The 13,392-nt window shown below is 69.0% G+C and carries 14 protein-coding genes and 1 pseudogene; 4 read left to right on the forward strand and 11 right to left on the reverse strand.

Annotation, left to right across the window (positions count from 1 at the left end; translation table 11 throughout):
• Nucleotides 1-50 precede the first annotated feature (50 nt).
• The 4 genes from D8S75_RS12615 to clpB form a co-directional block, all read right to left on the reverse strand.
• Nucleotides 51-569, reverse strand: a complete 519-nt coding sequence (locus tag D8S75_RS12615) for a GNAT family N-acetyltransferase (RefSeq protein ID WP_119966702.1) — start codon at nucleotides 567-569, stop codon at nucleotides 51-53.
• 130 nt (nucleotides 570-699) lie between these two features.
• A complete protein-coding gene (locus D8S75_RS12620; RefSeq protein WP_119966703.1) occupies nucleotides 700-2,139 on the reverse strand; it encodes a coniferyl aldehyde dehydrogenase in 1,440 nt (479 codons plus the stop codon).
• Between the two features lie 59 nt (nucleotides 2,140-2,198).
• A complete protein-coding gene (locus D8S75_RS12625) occupies nucleotides 2,199-2,552 on the reverse strand; it encodes a hypothetical protein (RefSeq protein ID WP_119966704.1) in 354 nt (117 codons plus the stop codon).
• A gap of 80 nt (nucleotides 2,553-2,632) precedes the next feature.
• Entirely contained in the window at nucleotides 2,633-5,233 is a 2,601-nt protein-coding gene (gene clpB, locus D8S75_RS12630) for an ATP-dependent chaperone ClpB (RefSeq protein WP_119966705.1), read from the reverse strand.
• A gap of 131 nt (nucleotides 5,234-5,364) precedes the next feature.
• Here clpB and D8S75_RS12635 point away from each other — a divergent pair, with 131 nt between their 5' ends.
• Nucleotides 5,365-6,081 (forward strand): transglutaminase-like domain-containing protein, encoded by a 717-nt coding sequence (locus D8S75_RS12635; protein WP_119966706.1) that lies wholly within the window; start codon nucleotides 5,365-5,367, stop codon nucleotides 6,079-6,081.
• 281 nt (nucleotides 6,082-6,362) lie between these two features.
• Here the strand turns inward: D8S75_RS12635 and D8S75_RS12640 are convergent, their stop codons facing one another.
• Nucleotides 6,363-6,848, reverse strand: coding sequence for a molybdenum cofactor biosynthesis protein MoaE (locus D8S75_RS12640; RefSeq protein ID WP_119966790.1), 486 nt, complete (start codon nucleotides 6,846-6,848; stop codon nucleotides 6,363-6,365).
• A gap of 23 nt (nucleotides 6,849-6,871) precedes the next feature.
• The gene (locus tag D8S75_RS12645) at nucleotides 6,872-7,102 is read right to left on the reverse strand and encodes a hypothetical protein (RefSeq protein WP_119966707.1); all 231 of its coding nucleotides are present in this window, start codon (nucleotides 7,100-7,102) and stop codon (nucleotides 6,872-6,874) included.
• A 77-nt stretch (nucleotides 7,103-7,179) separates the two neighbouring features.
• Here D8S75_RS12645 and D8S75_RS12650 point away from each other — a divergent pair, with 77 nt between their 5' ends.
• From D8S75_RS12650 to D8S75_RS12660, 3 genes are all read left to right on the forward strand, one after another.
• Nucleotides 7,180-7,434 carry a hypothetical protein gene (locus D8S75_RS12650; protein ID WP_119966708.1) on the forward strand — a complete coding sequence of 85 codons (255 nt, stop codon included), beginning with the start codon at nucleotides 7,180-7,182 and terminating at the stop codon, nucleotides 7,432-7,434.
• Between the two features lie 5 nt (nucleotides 7,435-7,439).
• Nucleotides 7,440-7,760, forward strand: a complete 321-nt coding sequence (locus tag D8S75_RS12655; protein WP_119966709.1) for a hypothetical protein — start codon at nucleotides 7,440-7,442, stop codon at nucleotides 7,758-7,760.
• A 61-nt stretch (nucleotides 7,761-7,821) separates the two neighbouring features.
• Nucleotides 7,822-9,543 (forward strand): hypothetical protein, encoded by a 1,722-nt coding sequence (locus tag D8S75_RS12660; RefSeq protein WP_119966710.1) that lies wholly within the window; start codon nucleotides 7,822-7,824, stop codon nucleotides 9,541-9,543.
• Between the two features lie 12 nt (nucleotides 9,544-9,555).
• On the opposite strand, the gene D8S75_RS17980 is transcribed toward D8S75_RS12660, so the two are convergent.
• The 5 genes and pseudogenes from D8S75_RS17980 to mobB form a co-directional block, all read right to left on the reverse strand.
• On the reverse strand, nucleotides 9,556-10,053 hold the full coding sequence (locus tag D8S75_RS17980; RefSeq protein WP_442475630.1) for a cache domain-containing protein: 498 nt from the start codon (nucleotides 10,051-10,053) through the stop codon (nucleotides 9,556-9,558).
• A gap of 27 nt (nucleotides 10,054-10,080) precedes the next feature.
• Nucleotides 10,081-11,079 (reverse strand): annotated as a pseudogene (locus tag D8S75_RS12665) (methyl-accepting chemotaxis protein); the annotation flags it as partial.
• A 262-nt stretch (nucleotides 11,080-11,341) separates the two neighbouring features.
• Nucleotides 11,342-11,593, reverse strand: a complete 252-nt coding sequence (moaD, locus tag D8S75_RS12670) for a molybdopterin converting factor subunit 1 (RefSeq protein ID WP_119966712.1) — start codon at nucleotides 11,591-11,593, stop codon at nucleotides 11,342-11,344.
• Between the two features lie 2 nt (nucleotides 11,594-11,595).
• Nucleotides 11,596-12,813, reverse strand: coding sequence for a molybdopterin molybdotransferase MoeA (locus tag D8S75_RS12675; RefSeq protein ID WP_119966713.1), 1,218 nt, complete (start codon nucleotides 12,811-12,813; stop codon nucleotides 11,596-11,598).
• Nucleotides 12,810-13,364: a molybdopterin-guanine dinucleotide biosynthesis protein B gene (gene mobB, locus D8S75_RS12680; protein WP_119966714.1), complete on the reverse strand. Its 555-nt coding sequence runs from the start codon at nucleotides 13,362-13,364 to the stop codon at nucleotides 12,810-12,812. The genes D8S75_RS12675 and mobB overlap by 4 nt, the downstream gene beginning before the upstream one ends.
• Nucleotides 13,365-13,392 lie beyond the last annotated feature (28 nt).

Below are 13,392 nucleotides of genomic sequence, written 5' to 3' on the forward strand. Positions count from 1 at the left end.
CAGCGATGCCAGAGAAGGGGGAAGGAGCGCAGCGACACAGGGGGTTGTTCCTAGTTCAACGGCCGCTTGAGGCGCACTTCCTCGATCTTGACGCCACCGACCACGGCGGTCTTGGCGGTGGTCATTTCGCGCTTAAAGCCGGCCAGCTCGTGGAAGCGCAGGGCGCGCTCGTTGCGCAGCGGCACCCAGGCGGTGACGTTGGTGCAGCCTTCTTCCTGCAGGCCGTCGCGCGCGGCGTCCCACAGCGCCAGGCCCACGCCCTTGTTCCAATGGGTGGGGGCGGCGTAGATGGCCCAGATTTCACCGGTGGTGGGGCGCGACTTTTCATCGCGCGAGCGGTCGAAGCCAACAAAGCCGACGATCTTCTCGTCTTCCACGGCCACCTGCACCTGGGGCTCGCAATATTCAATGGCTTCGCGCCAGTAGGCCTGGCGCTTTTCAACGGAGAGATTCTTCAACTGATCGTCGGGCACCAGGCCTTTGTAGGCTGCCTGTGCGGCAATGGTGTGGATCTGGGCAATGGCTTTTGCATCGCGAAGCGTGGCGGGACGAACCTGGATACTGGACATGAAAAAACCGACCGAAAACGGACTGACAAAAAACGAAACGGAGCGGCATTGTCGCCGCAAATGAAAAACGCCCCTGTGCGGAGCACGGAGGCGGTGTGTGATGGCAGGCCCAGAGCAGGCCTGGCAACCCTCAGAACAGGCGCCGCAGCAGGCCCATGACCTGGTCGAAACGCGCGCCGTAGGGCGGATAGAACAGATGCCCCATGGCCCAGCGCGATTGCACCAGCACGGACTTCTGGTGGCAAAAGCGCAGGAAGCCCAGCTCGCCGTGGTAGGCGCCCCAGCCGCTGTCGCCCACGCCGCCAAACGGCAGGCCGTCGTGGGCGATGTGCATCAGCGTGTCGTTCACCGTCACGCCGCCGCTCACGGTGCGGCGCAGCACGTCATCGCGCACGCCGGTATCGCTGCCGAACCAGTACAGCGCCAGCGGGCGCGGGCCGCTGTTGATGTGGGTGATGGCGTCGTCGAGCCGCTCGTAGGAGATCACGGGCAGGATGGGGCCGAAGATTTCCTCCTGCATGAGCTGCATGCCCGAGGTGGCGCCAAACACCAGCACCGGCGCCATCTGGCGGCTGGTGCCGCCGTCCTGCACGGCGGCGGACGGGTCGGGCATGCTGCCTGGCGCTGGGTCCATGCTCTGCACCTCGGCGCCCTGGGTCTGGGCCTGCTGCAGCATGGTGCGCAGGCGCGCCAGGTGGCGCGGGCTGATGATGGAGGCGTAGTCGGGGTTGCCCGCGATGCGCGGGAACAGCTTGGCCACGGCGGCACGGAAGGCCTCGGCGAACGCGGCCTCGCGGCCCCGGGGCAGCAGCACGTAATCGGGCGCGATGCAGGTCTGGCCGGCATTGAGCAGCTTGCCGTGCGCGATCTTGATGGCCGCTTCCTGCAGGTCGCAACTGGCGTCGATGATGCAGGGCGACTTGCCGCCGAGTTCGAGCGTGGTGGGCGTGAGGTTGGCGGCGGCCGCCTGCGCCACCTTGCGGCCCACGGCGGTGGAGCCGGTGAACACCAGGTGGTCGAACGGCAGCGCGCAGAAGGCGCTGGAGAGGGCCGCGTCGCCCTGCACCACGCAGACTTCGTCAGGCGTGAAGAACTGGCCGATCAGCAGCGCCATCTGGGCCGCGGTGTGGGGCGTGAGTTCGCTGGGCTTGATCATCACGCGGTTGCCCGCCGCCAGCGCGCTGATGGCGGGCGCCAGCGCGAGCTGCACCGGGTAGTTCCAGGGCGAGACCACGCCCACCACGCCCAGCGGCTGGCGCTGGATCATGGCGCTGGCGGGCTGCAGGAAGATGGGGGTGCGCACCTTCTGCGGCTTCATCCAGCGGCCCAGGTGGCGCAGGGTGTGGCCGATCAGGGAGCGCAGCACGAACATGTCGGCCACCTCGGTGAGGCGCTGCGAGCGCACGCCGAAGTCGGCCTGCACGGCGGCGGCCAGCGTGGGCCCGTGCTCGTCGAGGAGCTTGCGCATGCGCAGGATGCGCTCGCGGCGCACCACCAGGGGCACGTCCACCTGGGCGCGGCTGGCCTGGTACTGGGCGTCAAACAGGGCTTGGAGGTCGACAGTGTTCATCCGCGCATCATAGGGCGGCGCCCCTCGTCCGTGTCGGGATTAGAGGGGCCGGTCTATGTTCACGAACCGCCGGGCTCGCGTGGCTGCACGTCGGTCACGTCTTCGGCACCGGGCAGCGGGCGCAGATGGACCGGCGTCTGCGCCCGGGCTTCCGGCGCGCCGGGCGATGCGGCGTCCGCGCGGCTCCAGCGGCCGCCGGAACGGTACACGGTGTTCCAGGCCGTGCGCGGGTCGATGCGCGCCGCCCAGGGGGTGACGGGGCGCCCGGTCAGGCGCGCCCACAGCAGGCGCAGGCCCCAGGCCAGGGCCAGCACCAGCCCCGCCGCGAGCAGGCTCAGGAAGAACACCAGGCCCACGGCCAGCAGCAGCAGGCGCACCACGAAGCGGGCCAGGCCCGCGAGCAGATCGTTCAAGCAACCTCCAAGAAATTTGAATAAAAATAGCCTGCAGCGCCCATCCATAAAGCGCCACAAGCTATTCTATTCATAGCAAATCACGCTGCCGGCGCGCCAGCGAAGTGGAACACCCCGGGCTCCAGCACCGGGTCCACGCTGACCGCGATCGCGCTCTTGGGCGGGAAGCGCCCTTCGAGCAGCAGCTTGGACAGCGGGTTCTCGATGCGCTGCTGGATGGCGCGCTTGAGCGGGCGCGCGCCGAACACCGGGTCGAAGCCGACCTTGGCCAGCTCGGCCAGCGCGGCGGGCGAAACGTCCAGCGCCAGGTCCATCTTCGCCAGGCGCGATTCGAGCAGCTGCAACTGGATGCGCGCGATGGCCTCGATGTGCGCCGCGTCGAGCGCGTGGAACACCACGGTTTCGTCGATGCGGTTGAGGAACTCGGGGCGGAAGTGGTTCTTCAGCTCGCCCCACACGGCTTCCTTGATGTCGTCCGAGTCCTGCCCCACCATGGCCTGGATCAGGTGCGAGCCGATGTTGCTCGTCATCACGATCACGGTGTTCTTGAAGTCCACGGTGCGGCCCTGGCCGTCGGTCAGGCGGCCGTCGTCCAGCACCTGCAGCAGCACGTTGAAAACGTCGGGGTGGGCCTTCTCCACCTCATCGAGCAGCAGCACGCTGTAGGGCTTGCGGCGCACGGCCTCGGTCAGGTAGCCGCCCTCTTCATAGCCCACGTAGCCGGGCGGCGCGCCGATCAGGCGGGCCACGGAGTGCTTTTCCATGAACTCGCTCATATCGATGCGGATCAGGTGCTCCTCGCTGTCGAACAAGAAGCCGGCCAGCGCCTTGCACAGCTCGGTCTTGCCCACGCCCGTGGGGCCGAGGAACAGGAACGAGCCCGTGGGGCGGTTCGGGTCGGAAAGGCCCGAGCGCGAGCGCCGGATGGCGTTGGCCACGGCGGCGATGGCCTCGTTCTGGCCCACCACGCGCTCATGCAGCTTGCCTTCCATCTGCAAGAGCTTGTCCTTCTCGCCCTGCATCATCTTGGCCACGGGGATGCCCGTGGCGCGGCTCACCACCTCGGCGATTTCCTCGGCGCCCACCTGCGTGCGCAGCAGGCGGTTGGGCGTGCCATTCTGGCCCTCTTCCTGGGCCTGGGCTTCCTTGAGCTGGCGCTCCAACTCGGGCAGCTTGCCGTATTGCAGCTCGGCCACCTTGTTGAAGTCGCCCTTGCGCTTGAGTTCCTCGATCTGCTGCTTGACCTGCTCGACCTGCTCGCGCACCTGCTGGCTGCCCTGGGCCTGGGCCTTCTCGGCGGTCCAGATGTCCTCCAGGTCGGCGATCTCCTTCTGCAGCGAGGTGATTTCCTCCTCGATCAGCGCCAGGCGCTTCTGCGAGGCCTCGTCCTTCTCCTTCTTCACGGCCTCGCGCTCGATCTGCAGCTGGATCAGCCGGCGGTCGAGCTTGTCCATGACCTCGGGCTTGGAGTCGATCTCGATCTTGATCTTGGACGCGGCCTCGTCGATCAGGTCGATGGCCTTGTCGGGCAGGAAACGGTCGGTGATGTAGCGGTGGCTCAGCTCGGCCGCGGCTACGATGGCCGGGTCGGTGATCTCCACGCCGTGGTGCACCTCGTACTTTTCCTGCAGGCCGCGCAGGATGGCGATGGTCGCCTCCACGGTGGGCTCGCCCACAAGGATTTTCTGGAAGCGGCGCTCCAGCGCGGCGTCCTTCTCGATGTACTTGCGGTATTCGTCCAGCGTGGTCGCGCCCACGCAGTGCAGCTCGCCACGCGCCAGCGCGGGCTTGAGCATGTTGCCGGCATCCATCGCGCCCTCGGCCTTGCCGGCGCCCACCATGGTGTGCAGCTCGTCGATGAAGACAATGGTCTGGCCCTCGTCCTTGGCCAGCTCGTTCAGCACGGTTTTCAGGCGTTCCTCGAACTCGCCACGGAACTTGGCGCCCGCCAGCAGCGCCGCCATGTCGAGCGACAGCACGCGCTTGCCCTTGAGCGATTCGGGCACCTCGCCGGCCACGATGCGCTGGGCCAGGCCCTCGACGATGGCGGTCTTGCCCACGCCGGGTTCGCCGATGAGCACGGGGTTGTTCTTGGTGCGGCGCTGCAGCACCTGGATGGCGCGGCGGATCTCGTCGTCGCGGCCAATCACCGGATCGAGCTTGCCGAGGCGGGCGCGCTCGGTCAGATCGATGCAGTATTTCTTCAGCGCCTCGCGCTGGCCCTCGCCCTCGGCGCTGTCCATCTTGGCGCCGCCACGCACGGCCTCGATGGCGGCCTCCAGGCTCTTGCGCGTGAGGCCGTTTTCCTTGGCGATGCGCGCGGCCTCGCCCTTGCTGTCGGTCAGCGCCAGCAGGAACAGCTCGCTGGCGATGAACTGGTCGCCGCGCTTGATGGCCTCCTTCTCGGTGGCCTGCAGCACGCGGCCCAGCTCGGGGCCGCCCTGCACCTGCTCGTGGCCCTGCACCTGGGGCAGGCGCTTGACGGCCGCCTCGGCCGCGGCAAGCAAGCCCGGCACATTGGCGCCGGCGCGCTCCAGCAGCGCGCGCGGGCCGTCGTCCTGGCGCAGCATGGCCACCAGCAGGTGGACGGGTTCGATGTAGGCGTTGTCATTGCCCAGCGCGAGCGACTGGGCGTCGCCCAGGGCTTCCTGGAACTTGGTGGTGAATTTGTCGAGACGCATGGGTGTGGTTCTCCTGTTGCCCCACAGCTTAGGCCCAGGCCGCATTTTTCAACCGCCGCGCCGCGATGGAAAGGCGGCGCCCTCTAAATTCCGCTTGACCTTGAAGCTTCTTCAAGGTTTTCAATGGCGCCATGACCTCCATCGACACCCCCACCCTGCTGCGCCAGACCCCCATCCTCGACCACACGCACCCGCGCATCCAGGCGCTGGTCGCGCAGCGCAGCTGGCGCCAGCTCCCGGAGCGCGAGCGCATCGGCGCCATCTACGGCTTCGTGCGCGACGAGATCGCTTTCGGCTACAACCTGGCCGACGACCTGCCCGCCTCGCGCGTGCTGGCCGACGGCATCGGGCAATGCAACACCAAGGGCACGCTGTTCATGGCGCTGCTGCGCGCCTGCGGCATCCCGTGCCGGCTGCACGGCTTCACCATCGACAAGGCGCTGCAGAAGGGCGCCATCACTGGCGCGGCCTACCTTCTCGCGCCGCGCAGCATCGTGCACAGCTGGGTGGAGGTGTGGTTCGAGGGCCGCTGGCTGGAGCTGGAGGGCTTCATCCTCGACGGCGCCTATCTGCGCGCCCTGCAGCGGCGTTTCGCCACGCACCAGGGGCCGTTTTGCGGCTATGGCGCCGCCACGCCCGACCTGCAGCACCCGCCGGTCGACTGGCGGGGCGGCAACACCTACATCCAGAAGGAGGGCATCAACCACGACTTCGGCGTGTTCGACGACCCCGACGCCTTCTACGCGCGCCACGGCGCCAACCTGTCGGGCTTCAAGCGCTGGCTGTTCCAGGCCGTGGTGCGTCGCTGGATGAACCGCAACGTGGCGCGCATCCGTGCCGGCGGCTGAGCCTGAGTCGGCTCAGAACGTGTTTACGATCTTTTCATGGAGCCCGTTGCCCCGCAAAGGCAGTGGCTGCAAGGCGCAAACCGCAGCCGGGCTGGTGGCCCGGCGAGGATTTGCAACGCCGCAGACGGCGCCTTTGCGGGGCAACCCTTCGGGCAAGGCAGCAAGAAGCCGCACTCGTCGTTGCGCACCTTGCCCAGGCCCCCAGCATGGCCTGCGGCGCGCGCCTAGATTGCGGCTTCTTGCTGCCTTGCGGGCTCCATGAAAAGATCGTAAACACGTTCTCAGGCGTTGGGCGCCGCCGTGATGCCCCAGCGCGCCAGCGCGGCGTCGTCGCTCACGCGCGCATCGACCCAGCGCGCGCCCTGGGCGGTTGCTTCCTTCTTCCAGAACGGCGCCTGGGTTTTCAGGTAGTCCATGAGGAACTCGCAGGCCTCGAAGCTCGCGCCCCGGTGCGCCGAGGTCACGGCCACCAGCACGATCTGGTCGAGCGGCGCGAGCAGGCCCACGCGGTGGATGACGCGCGCGCCGAAGATGTCGAAGCGCGCCATGGCGGCGTCGATCATGGCCTCGATCGATTTCTCGGTCATGCCGGGGTAGTGCTCCAGTTCCATCGAGGCCACGGCGTCGCCCTCGGCCCCATTGCGGTCACGCACGGTGCCGACGAAGCAGCACACGGCGCCCACGCGCTTGTCCTGGGCGCGCAGGGCGGCCAGCTCGGCGGAAGCGTCGAAATCCTGGGTCTGGATGGAAACACGCGGGGTGGTCATGGTCATGGTCGTGGCGGTGCAAGTCATGGCGAGCGGTGCAGGCGCGGCGCGGCCAGCAGGGCGCGCTCTTCCTCGACGAACGCAGCCAGTTGCCGCAGCGCCGGGGACGGCGGCAGTTGCGCCAGCAAGTCCTGCAACCGGACAATGTCGCCCACGGTGGGTGCCACCTTGATCTGCGCCTTGGCGGCGTCCACATTGCCCGCGCGGATCAGCGCGAACACCTTGCTGGCCCATTCGTTCTTCGACCGTGCCATGAAATCCTTTCTCGTCCCACCCGGCCCGATTGCCGGTAGGATGCTTCGCACTTTAACGCCCCCAGCCCCTGCAAGCCATGGCGACCCAGACCATCACCACCGACGGCTACAAGCTGTTCCCATCCCCGCGCAACGAGCACCGCACGATTTTCGAGCACCAGCTGTTCGTGCCCCACCCCTATGCGTTGATCCACCTGCCCGATTACGGCCTGGCCGGCAAGGCCAGCCTGTTCGCCGCCTGCCGCCTCTCCGATATGAAGATGGGGCAGCTGGTGAGCTTCGAGCAAGAAGCGGACATGGCGCGCTTCGAGCGCCAGTTCACGCCGGACTGATCGGCATGCACGACGACGACAACCAGATCCTGGTCCCGCCCTCCTTCATCGCCGTCCACAGCGACGCCCGGGGACGCCTGCGCGAGCGCGCCGACGTGGTGCGCCAGCGCTACGAGCTGTGCGAAGACCTGGCGTGCCACCTGGTGGAGCAGGCGCAGACGCTGTACCACGTGCAGGCGCCGTCGGAGTCCGAGATCCTGCGGCGCATCCATGGCGGCCTGTGCTCGCAGGACGCGGGCGTCACCGCCGGCGAAGCCACCTGGGTGGTGGTGCGGCTGGCCGAGCTGCTGCAGTGGCCCTGCCCCCGGCTGGATGCGCCGGGCTGAGCATGCCGACTGGGCATAAGATGGCCGCACCTGTCTCCATCGCCGCTCCAGGGGGTTCTTCATGCCACGCTTTTCCATTCTTCTCGCCGGACTGCTGCTGAGTCTGCAGGCCCAGGCCGCGTCGTCCTCGTTCAGCAGCACCACCAGCGAGCTGACCATCACCGAGATCGGCGTGGCGGGCCTGCCGGACCGCTACCGCGATGTGGTGCTGCGCATCCTGGGGCTGTCGGCGGTCTACGTGAACGACCCGCGCGCCACCACCTTCAGTTTCGATGCCGCCACGTCGGCACTGCACCTGCCCAGCCTCCTGATCGACGGACAGGCATTCAATGGCGTCCGGGTGGAAGGCACGCAGTTGGCCGTGGTGAGCGTGGGCTCCGCCGCGGAAGGGCTGGCCCAGGCCTTCCCCGGCGCCGCCGGCTTTGGTGCCCAGGCCACGGGCGGACGCGGGGGCCGCGTGATCACCGTGACCAACCTCAACGCCAACGGCCCGGGCTCGCTGCAGGCCGCGCTGGACGAGGAAGGGCCGCGCACCGTGGTGTTCGCGGTCAGCGGACTGATCGATGCCCCGGTCCACCTGACGCGCGGCGACGTCACCATCGCCGGCCACACATCGCCCGGCGGCATCACCGTGCGCCAGTTCCACACCACCGAGGAGCCTTACTGCGACCAGAACGTGGCCTGCGCCGCCGGCAGCCGCAAGGCCGACAACTGGATCATGCGCCATGTGCGCATCCGGCCCGACGGCCGGCACGACGATGGCCTGCGCCTGCGCTACACACGCCGCGCCATCGTGGACCAGGTGTCCATTGGCGGCGCCACCGACGAGGCCGTGGAAATCTCCTACGCCCAAGACATCACGCTGCAGAACACCATCATCGCCGAGACCGTGGGCGACCATGCCGACCGTGGCGGCGTGCTCGTGAACTACAGCAACCCCGCCCAGGGCTATGAGCTGACGCGCCTGGCTCTGCACCACAACGTGTTCAACCGCATCCTCGGGCGCTACCCCGAGCTCTCGCGCGAGAGCGCCGCGGCCGCCGGGTCGGTGATGGACATCGAGCTGTCCAACAACCTGTACTGGGACATGGGCTACTTCATCGATGTCAACAACACCACGGTCTCGGGCTCCGATGCCGGCCAGCCCATCTACTACCGCATGAACCTCGCCGCCAACCAGGCCTTTGCGCGCGACGCCACGCAACCCGAGCCTTCACGCTTCGGCCTGATCCACATGGCAACGCCGCAGGGTGCGCAGCCACGCACCGCCACCTGGTTCGCGGGCAACCGTTTCAACCTGTTCCCACAGCGCGGCGACTACGAGTTGATGTACTGCTGCAACGACTATCCCGAGCAGCATCCATCAGCCGCGCTGCCCAGCTTTGGCGTGGCACAACGGCACGGCTTCCCTTTCATCGGCTACGACAGCGCCTCCAACCTGGCATCGCTGGCGGTCTTCAGGGCGGGGGCTTTCCCCCGCGACCCGATGGACCGCCGGCTCATGGATGCAGTGGCGCGCGGTCAGATCACGCCGCTGCCACGCCACATCAATCCGGCGGGCGATGGCAGCGCCCTGCCCTTCGCCATGGCCCCGGCAGCTCCGGCCGATACCGATGGCGACGGCATGCCCGATGCCTGGGAAGCCGCGCACGGCCTGAACCCGCTGGCCCAGGACCACAACGGAACGCAGCTTTCCATGCCCATGGTCGGCGTGCCCGGATACACCAACCTGGAGGTGTACCTGCACGAACTGTCGGAGCAGCGCATCCGCGAAGGGCGCTGACCAGGATGGCGCTCATGCCTGCAGCCGAAAGCCCCCCTTGGGCTTGAAGACGCCGCAGCCCATCACGCGGTCCGTGCCCAGCGGAAGGATGAAGGAGGTTTTTTCATCCACCACCCCGGTGACCGGGTTCACCACCTCGTAATCCACCCAGTCACCGCCCCGCTGAGCCGCCGCGAAAAACTCGCGCAAGACCAGGGGGCCATCCAGGCCCGGAACATCGTGCACGGTTTTCCCCACCCTCTCGGGCGTGGAACCGAACACCTGGTAGACGCCCTGCCGGTCGAACACGAAGATGTACTGGTCGCGGTCGCGGAACGGCCCGGCGGGGTCGTGGAACGCCTGCGCGGCCGCCGCCAGCCCCCGCTGTTCCACCAGTCGCATGGCGCGGCAGACCAGCGCATAGGCCTCGTCGGCGGTGCCCCGGCGCAGGCGGATGGCGGCCACCGAGGCGCTGAGGCTGGAGGACCGGTCCCGCAGCCCCATCGTGGAATGCAGGGCCTCTTCGACCATGCTGCCGTTGCGCTGCGTGATCTGGTCAAGCTCCCGCACGGCCTGCGCCACCTCGCCCAGGGTCATGCTCTGCTCGTCGCTGGCCGTGGCGATGGCGGCCAGGCCGTCGGCCACCTCGCGCACGCCCTGGACCACCGTGCGCAGGCGTTCCTTGACGCCATCCGTGCGCGCCACGCCCGTGTCCACCTGGCGGCCGGCGTGCTCGATCAGGGTGCGGATCTCGCCCGCCGACGTGGCGCAGCGCTGCGCCAGCGTGCGCACCTCGTTGGCCACGACAGCGAAGCCCCGCCCGCTCTCGCCCGCCCGTGCCGCCTCCACGGCGGCATTGAGGGCGAGGATGTTCGTCTGGAAGGCGATGCCGTCGATCACGCCAACAATCTCGCCCATGCGCCGCGAGCCCGCCGCGATGTCGCCGATGGCCCCCACGGCGGCCTCCATGGCCGCGGCGCCCGCATCCGCCTCGGCGCGCACGCGGCGCGTGAGCGCGTCCACCGCCTTGGCACGCTGCGCCGTGGCCTGCACCGATTCGCTGAGCGCGCCGATGCTGGCGCTGCCCTGCTCCAGGCTGGCGGCCTGGGCCTCGGTGCGCTGCGCCAGGTCCTGCATGCTCGCCGTCAGGGAGTTGCCGGCCTGGGCCACGTGCACGGCCTGGTTGCGCACCGTGCCCACCAGGCCCGAGAAGTTCTCGTTCATGGACTCCAGGTACTGCCCCGCCTGCGCCAGTTCACCCCGGCCGGGCACCACCACGGCCTGGGACAGGTCGCCCCGTGCGTTGTTGCGGGCGATGCGGGCCAGCGCCCCGGCCTGCAGCAGCAGTTCGCGGGCGAATCCGGCGAACAGGTACAGCAGCGCGCACCACAGTGCGCCGCCCAGCCCCAGCCACGGCTGCGCGCCGCCCCAGGCGGCCGCGATGGCCAGGGGGCCCGGCGCCAGCATCAGGCCCGCCAGCAGGGCCAGCCGGACGCGCAGGCCCAGGGGACGCAGCAGCCAGGCTGCGGGGAAGAAAGCTAGATCGAGGATTCGCATGGGCCGCCTGCACCAGGTTGATGGCGGGCTGGCTCCCGCGCGCACTGCATCACGCAGCCACGGCGGCAGCCATGCCAGACCTGTCACGAGGGCGCGGACCGTGGAGCGTGTTCCAGGACCCGCGAACAGGCCCTGGGGCGCAAGCCTAATGGACGGCTCCGCGAATGGGAACCACGGCCCGAGGATGTTTTTTCAAGCGGGCGCGGAAGAATCGTCAGCGCGGGGTTTTCCCCAACCCGCAGCAGCCCGTGCTACGGTAAGGCTACCCGCCCGTGACCGGCGGGAAGAACGCCACCTCCGCCCCGTCGGCCAGGGCGGCGGATTCGTCGCTGAGCACCTGGTTCAACGCCATGCGCACGGCCCGGCCATGCGCCAGGCTGGTGGCATACGCCCCCCCGCGCGCGATGAGCTCGTCGCGCAACGCGCCCAGCGTTGCGGCAGCGGTGTCCACGGCCTCGCTGCCCTGCCCCACGGCCTCGCGGATGGAGGCGAAATAGCGCACGGTGATCTTCATGTTCACATGAGCTCCGAGAAGGCGATGAAGCGCACGGTGTCGCCGTGCGCAATGGTCTGGCCGGCCGGGTGGTCCACCAGGCCGTCGCCCCAGACGGCGGAGGTGAGCACGCCCGAGCCCTGGTGCGGGTACAGGTCCAGCCCGCCCGCCGCGTTGCGGCGCACGCGCAGGAATTCACGGCGTTTTTCGGGCTTGGGCCAGTTGAAATGGGCGCTGGCAGCTACGGTTTCAGGAGCAACATCCTGCACCCCTTGCAGGCGCAGCAGGAAGGGCCGCACCAGCACCAGGAAGGTGATGAGGCTGGACACCGGGTTGCCCGGCAGGCCGATGAAGTGCGCGCCACCCACCTTGCCGCAGGCAAACGGCTTGCCGGGCTTGATGCCGATCTGCCACAGGTCGAGGTGGCCCAGCTGCTGAACGGCAGGCTTGACGTGGTCTTCCTCGCCCACGGACACGCCGCCGCTGGTCAGCACCACGTCGTGGTCAGTGCTGGCGCCGCGCAGGGCCTCGGTGGTGGCTTCGCGCTGGTCGGGCAGGTTGCCGCAATCGGTGACCTCGCAGCCCAGGCGCCGCAGCAGGGCACGCAGGAAGAAGCGATTGCTGTTGTAGATGGCGCCGGGCGGCAACTGTTCAGGTGCCACTTCGCCGGGCATGACCAGCTCGTCGCCCGTGGAAAACAGCGCCACGCGCGGGCGGCGCGCCACGGGGAGGCGCGCCAGGCCGATGCTGGCGGCCAGGCCGAGCGCGGCGGGGGCCAGGCGCGTGCCGGCGCGCAGCACCACGGCGCCCCGGGCGATGTCCTCGCCCGCACGGCGGATGTTCTGGCCGCTGCGCGGCAGGGTCTGCACGCGCACCGTGCCATCGTCCTGCGCCAGGCAGTCCTCCTGCATGACCACGGCGTCGGCGCCGGGCGGCACGGGCGCGCCGGTGAAGATGCGCGCGGCCGTGCCGGCCTGCAGGGGCGCGCCCGTGCCTCCGGCGGCGATGCGCTGCGAGACCGGCAGCAGCGCGCCGGGGGCGGCCACGTCGGCGTAGCGCAGGGCGTAGCCGTCCATGGCGCTGTTGTCGAAGGCGGGCACCTGCAGGGCCGAGACGAGGTCCTGCGCGAGCACGCGGCCGTCAGCCTCGAAGGTGGCCACGTCTTCGCGCGCCAGCGGGGCGGCCTGGGCCAGCAGCGCGGCCAGTGCGTCGTCGAGCGCCATCAGCGGCGGGCGGCTCATGGCGCGGCTCCGTGCAGATCCCAGTCGTATTCGAAGCGCTCGCCTTGCGCAAGCAGCCACTGCGCCACCTGGGCGGGCTGGTTCAGGTCAAGCACGGGCAGGCCCGTGGGCACGGGCAGGCCGTCCGGCGTGTCGGTGGCCACGGCGGCGACGAAATCGTCCTCGGGGTAACGCACCGGGCGATCGGGCTGGCCCGGCGCAGGCGCGCGCCAGACCTCGATCTTGAGCAGGTCGCTTTCCTTGAAGCCTTCCACCAGCACCCAGTCCACGCCGCCGTACAGCTCGGCCAGCATCTGGTGCACGGTGAGCTGCGCGGGCTGCTCGAACTCGCGCACCAGGGCCAGGCGCCGGTCGGAGGCGATCACCACCTCGAAGGCGCCGGCCTCGCGGTGGCGGTGCGAGTCCTTGCCGGGGTGGTCGATGTCGAAGCGGTGGTGGGCGTGCTTGACCACCGACACCCGCAAGCCCTGCTGGCGCAGCAGGGGGATGACCTGCTCGATCAGCGTCGTCTTGCCGGAGTTGGAATACCCGGCAAAGCATGCAACCTTCATCCGTCGGTCCTTCAATTGCTATTATTTC

The organism is Simplicispira lacusdiani (genome assembly GCF_003604195.1).
In the GTDB taxonomy this organism is placed as follows: Bacteria; Pseudomonadota; Gammaproteobacteria; order Burkholderiales; family Burkholderiaceae_C; genus Simplicispira; species Simplicispira lacusdiani.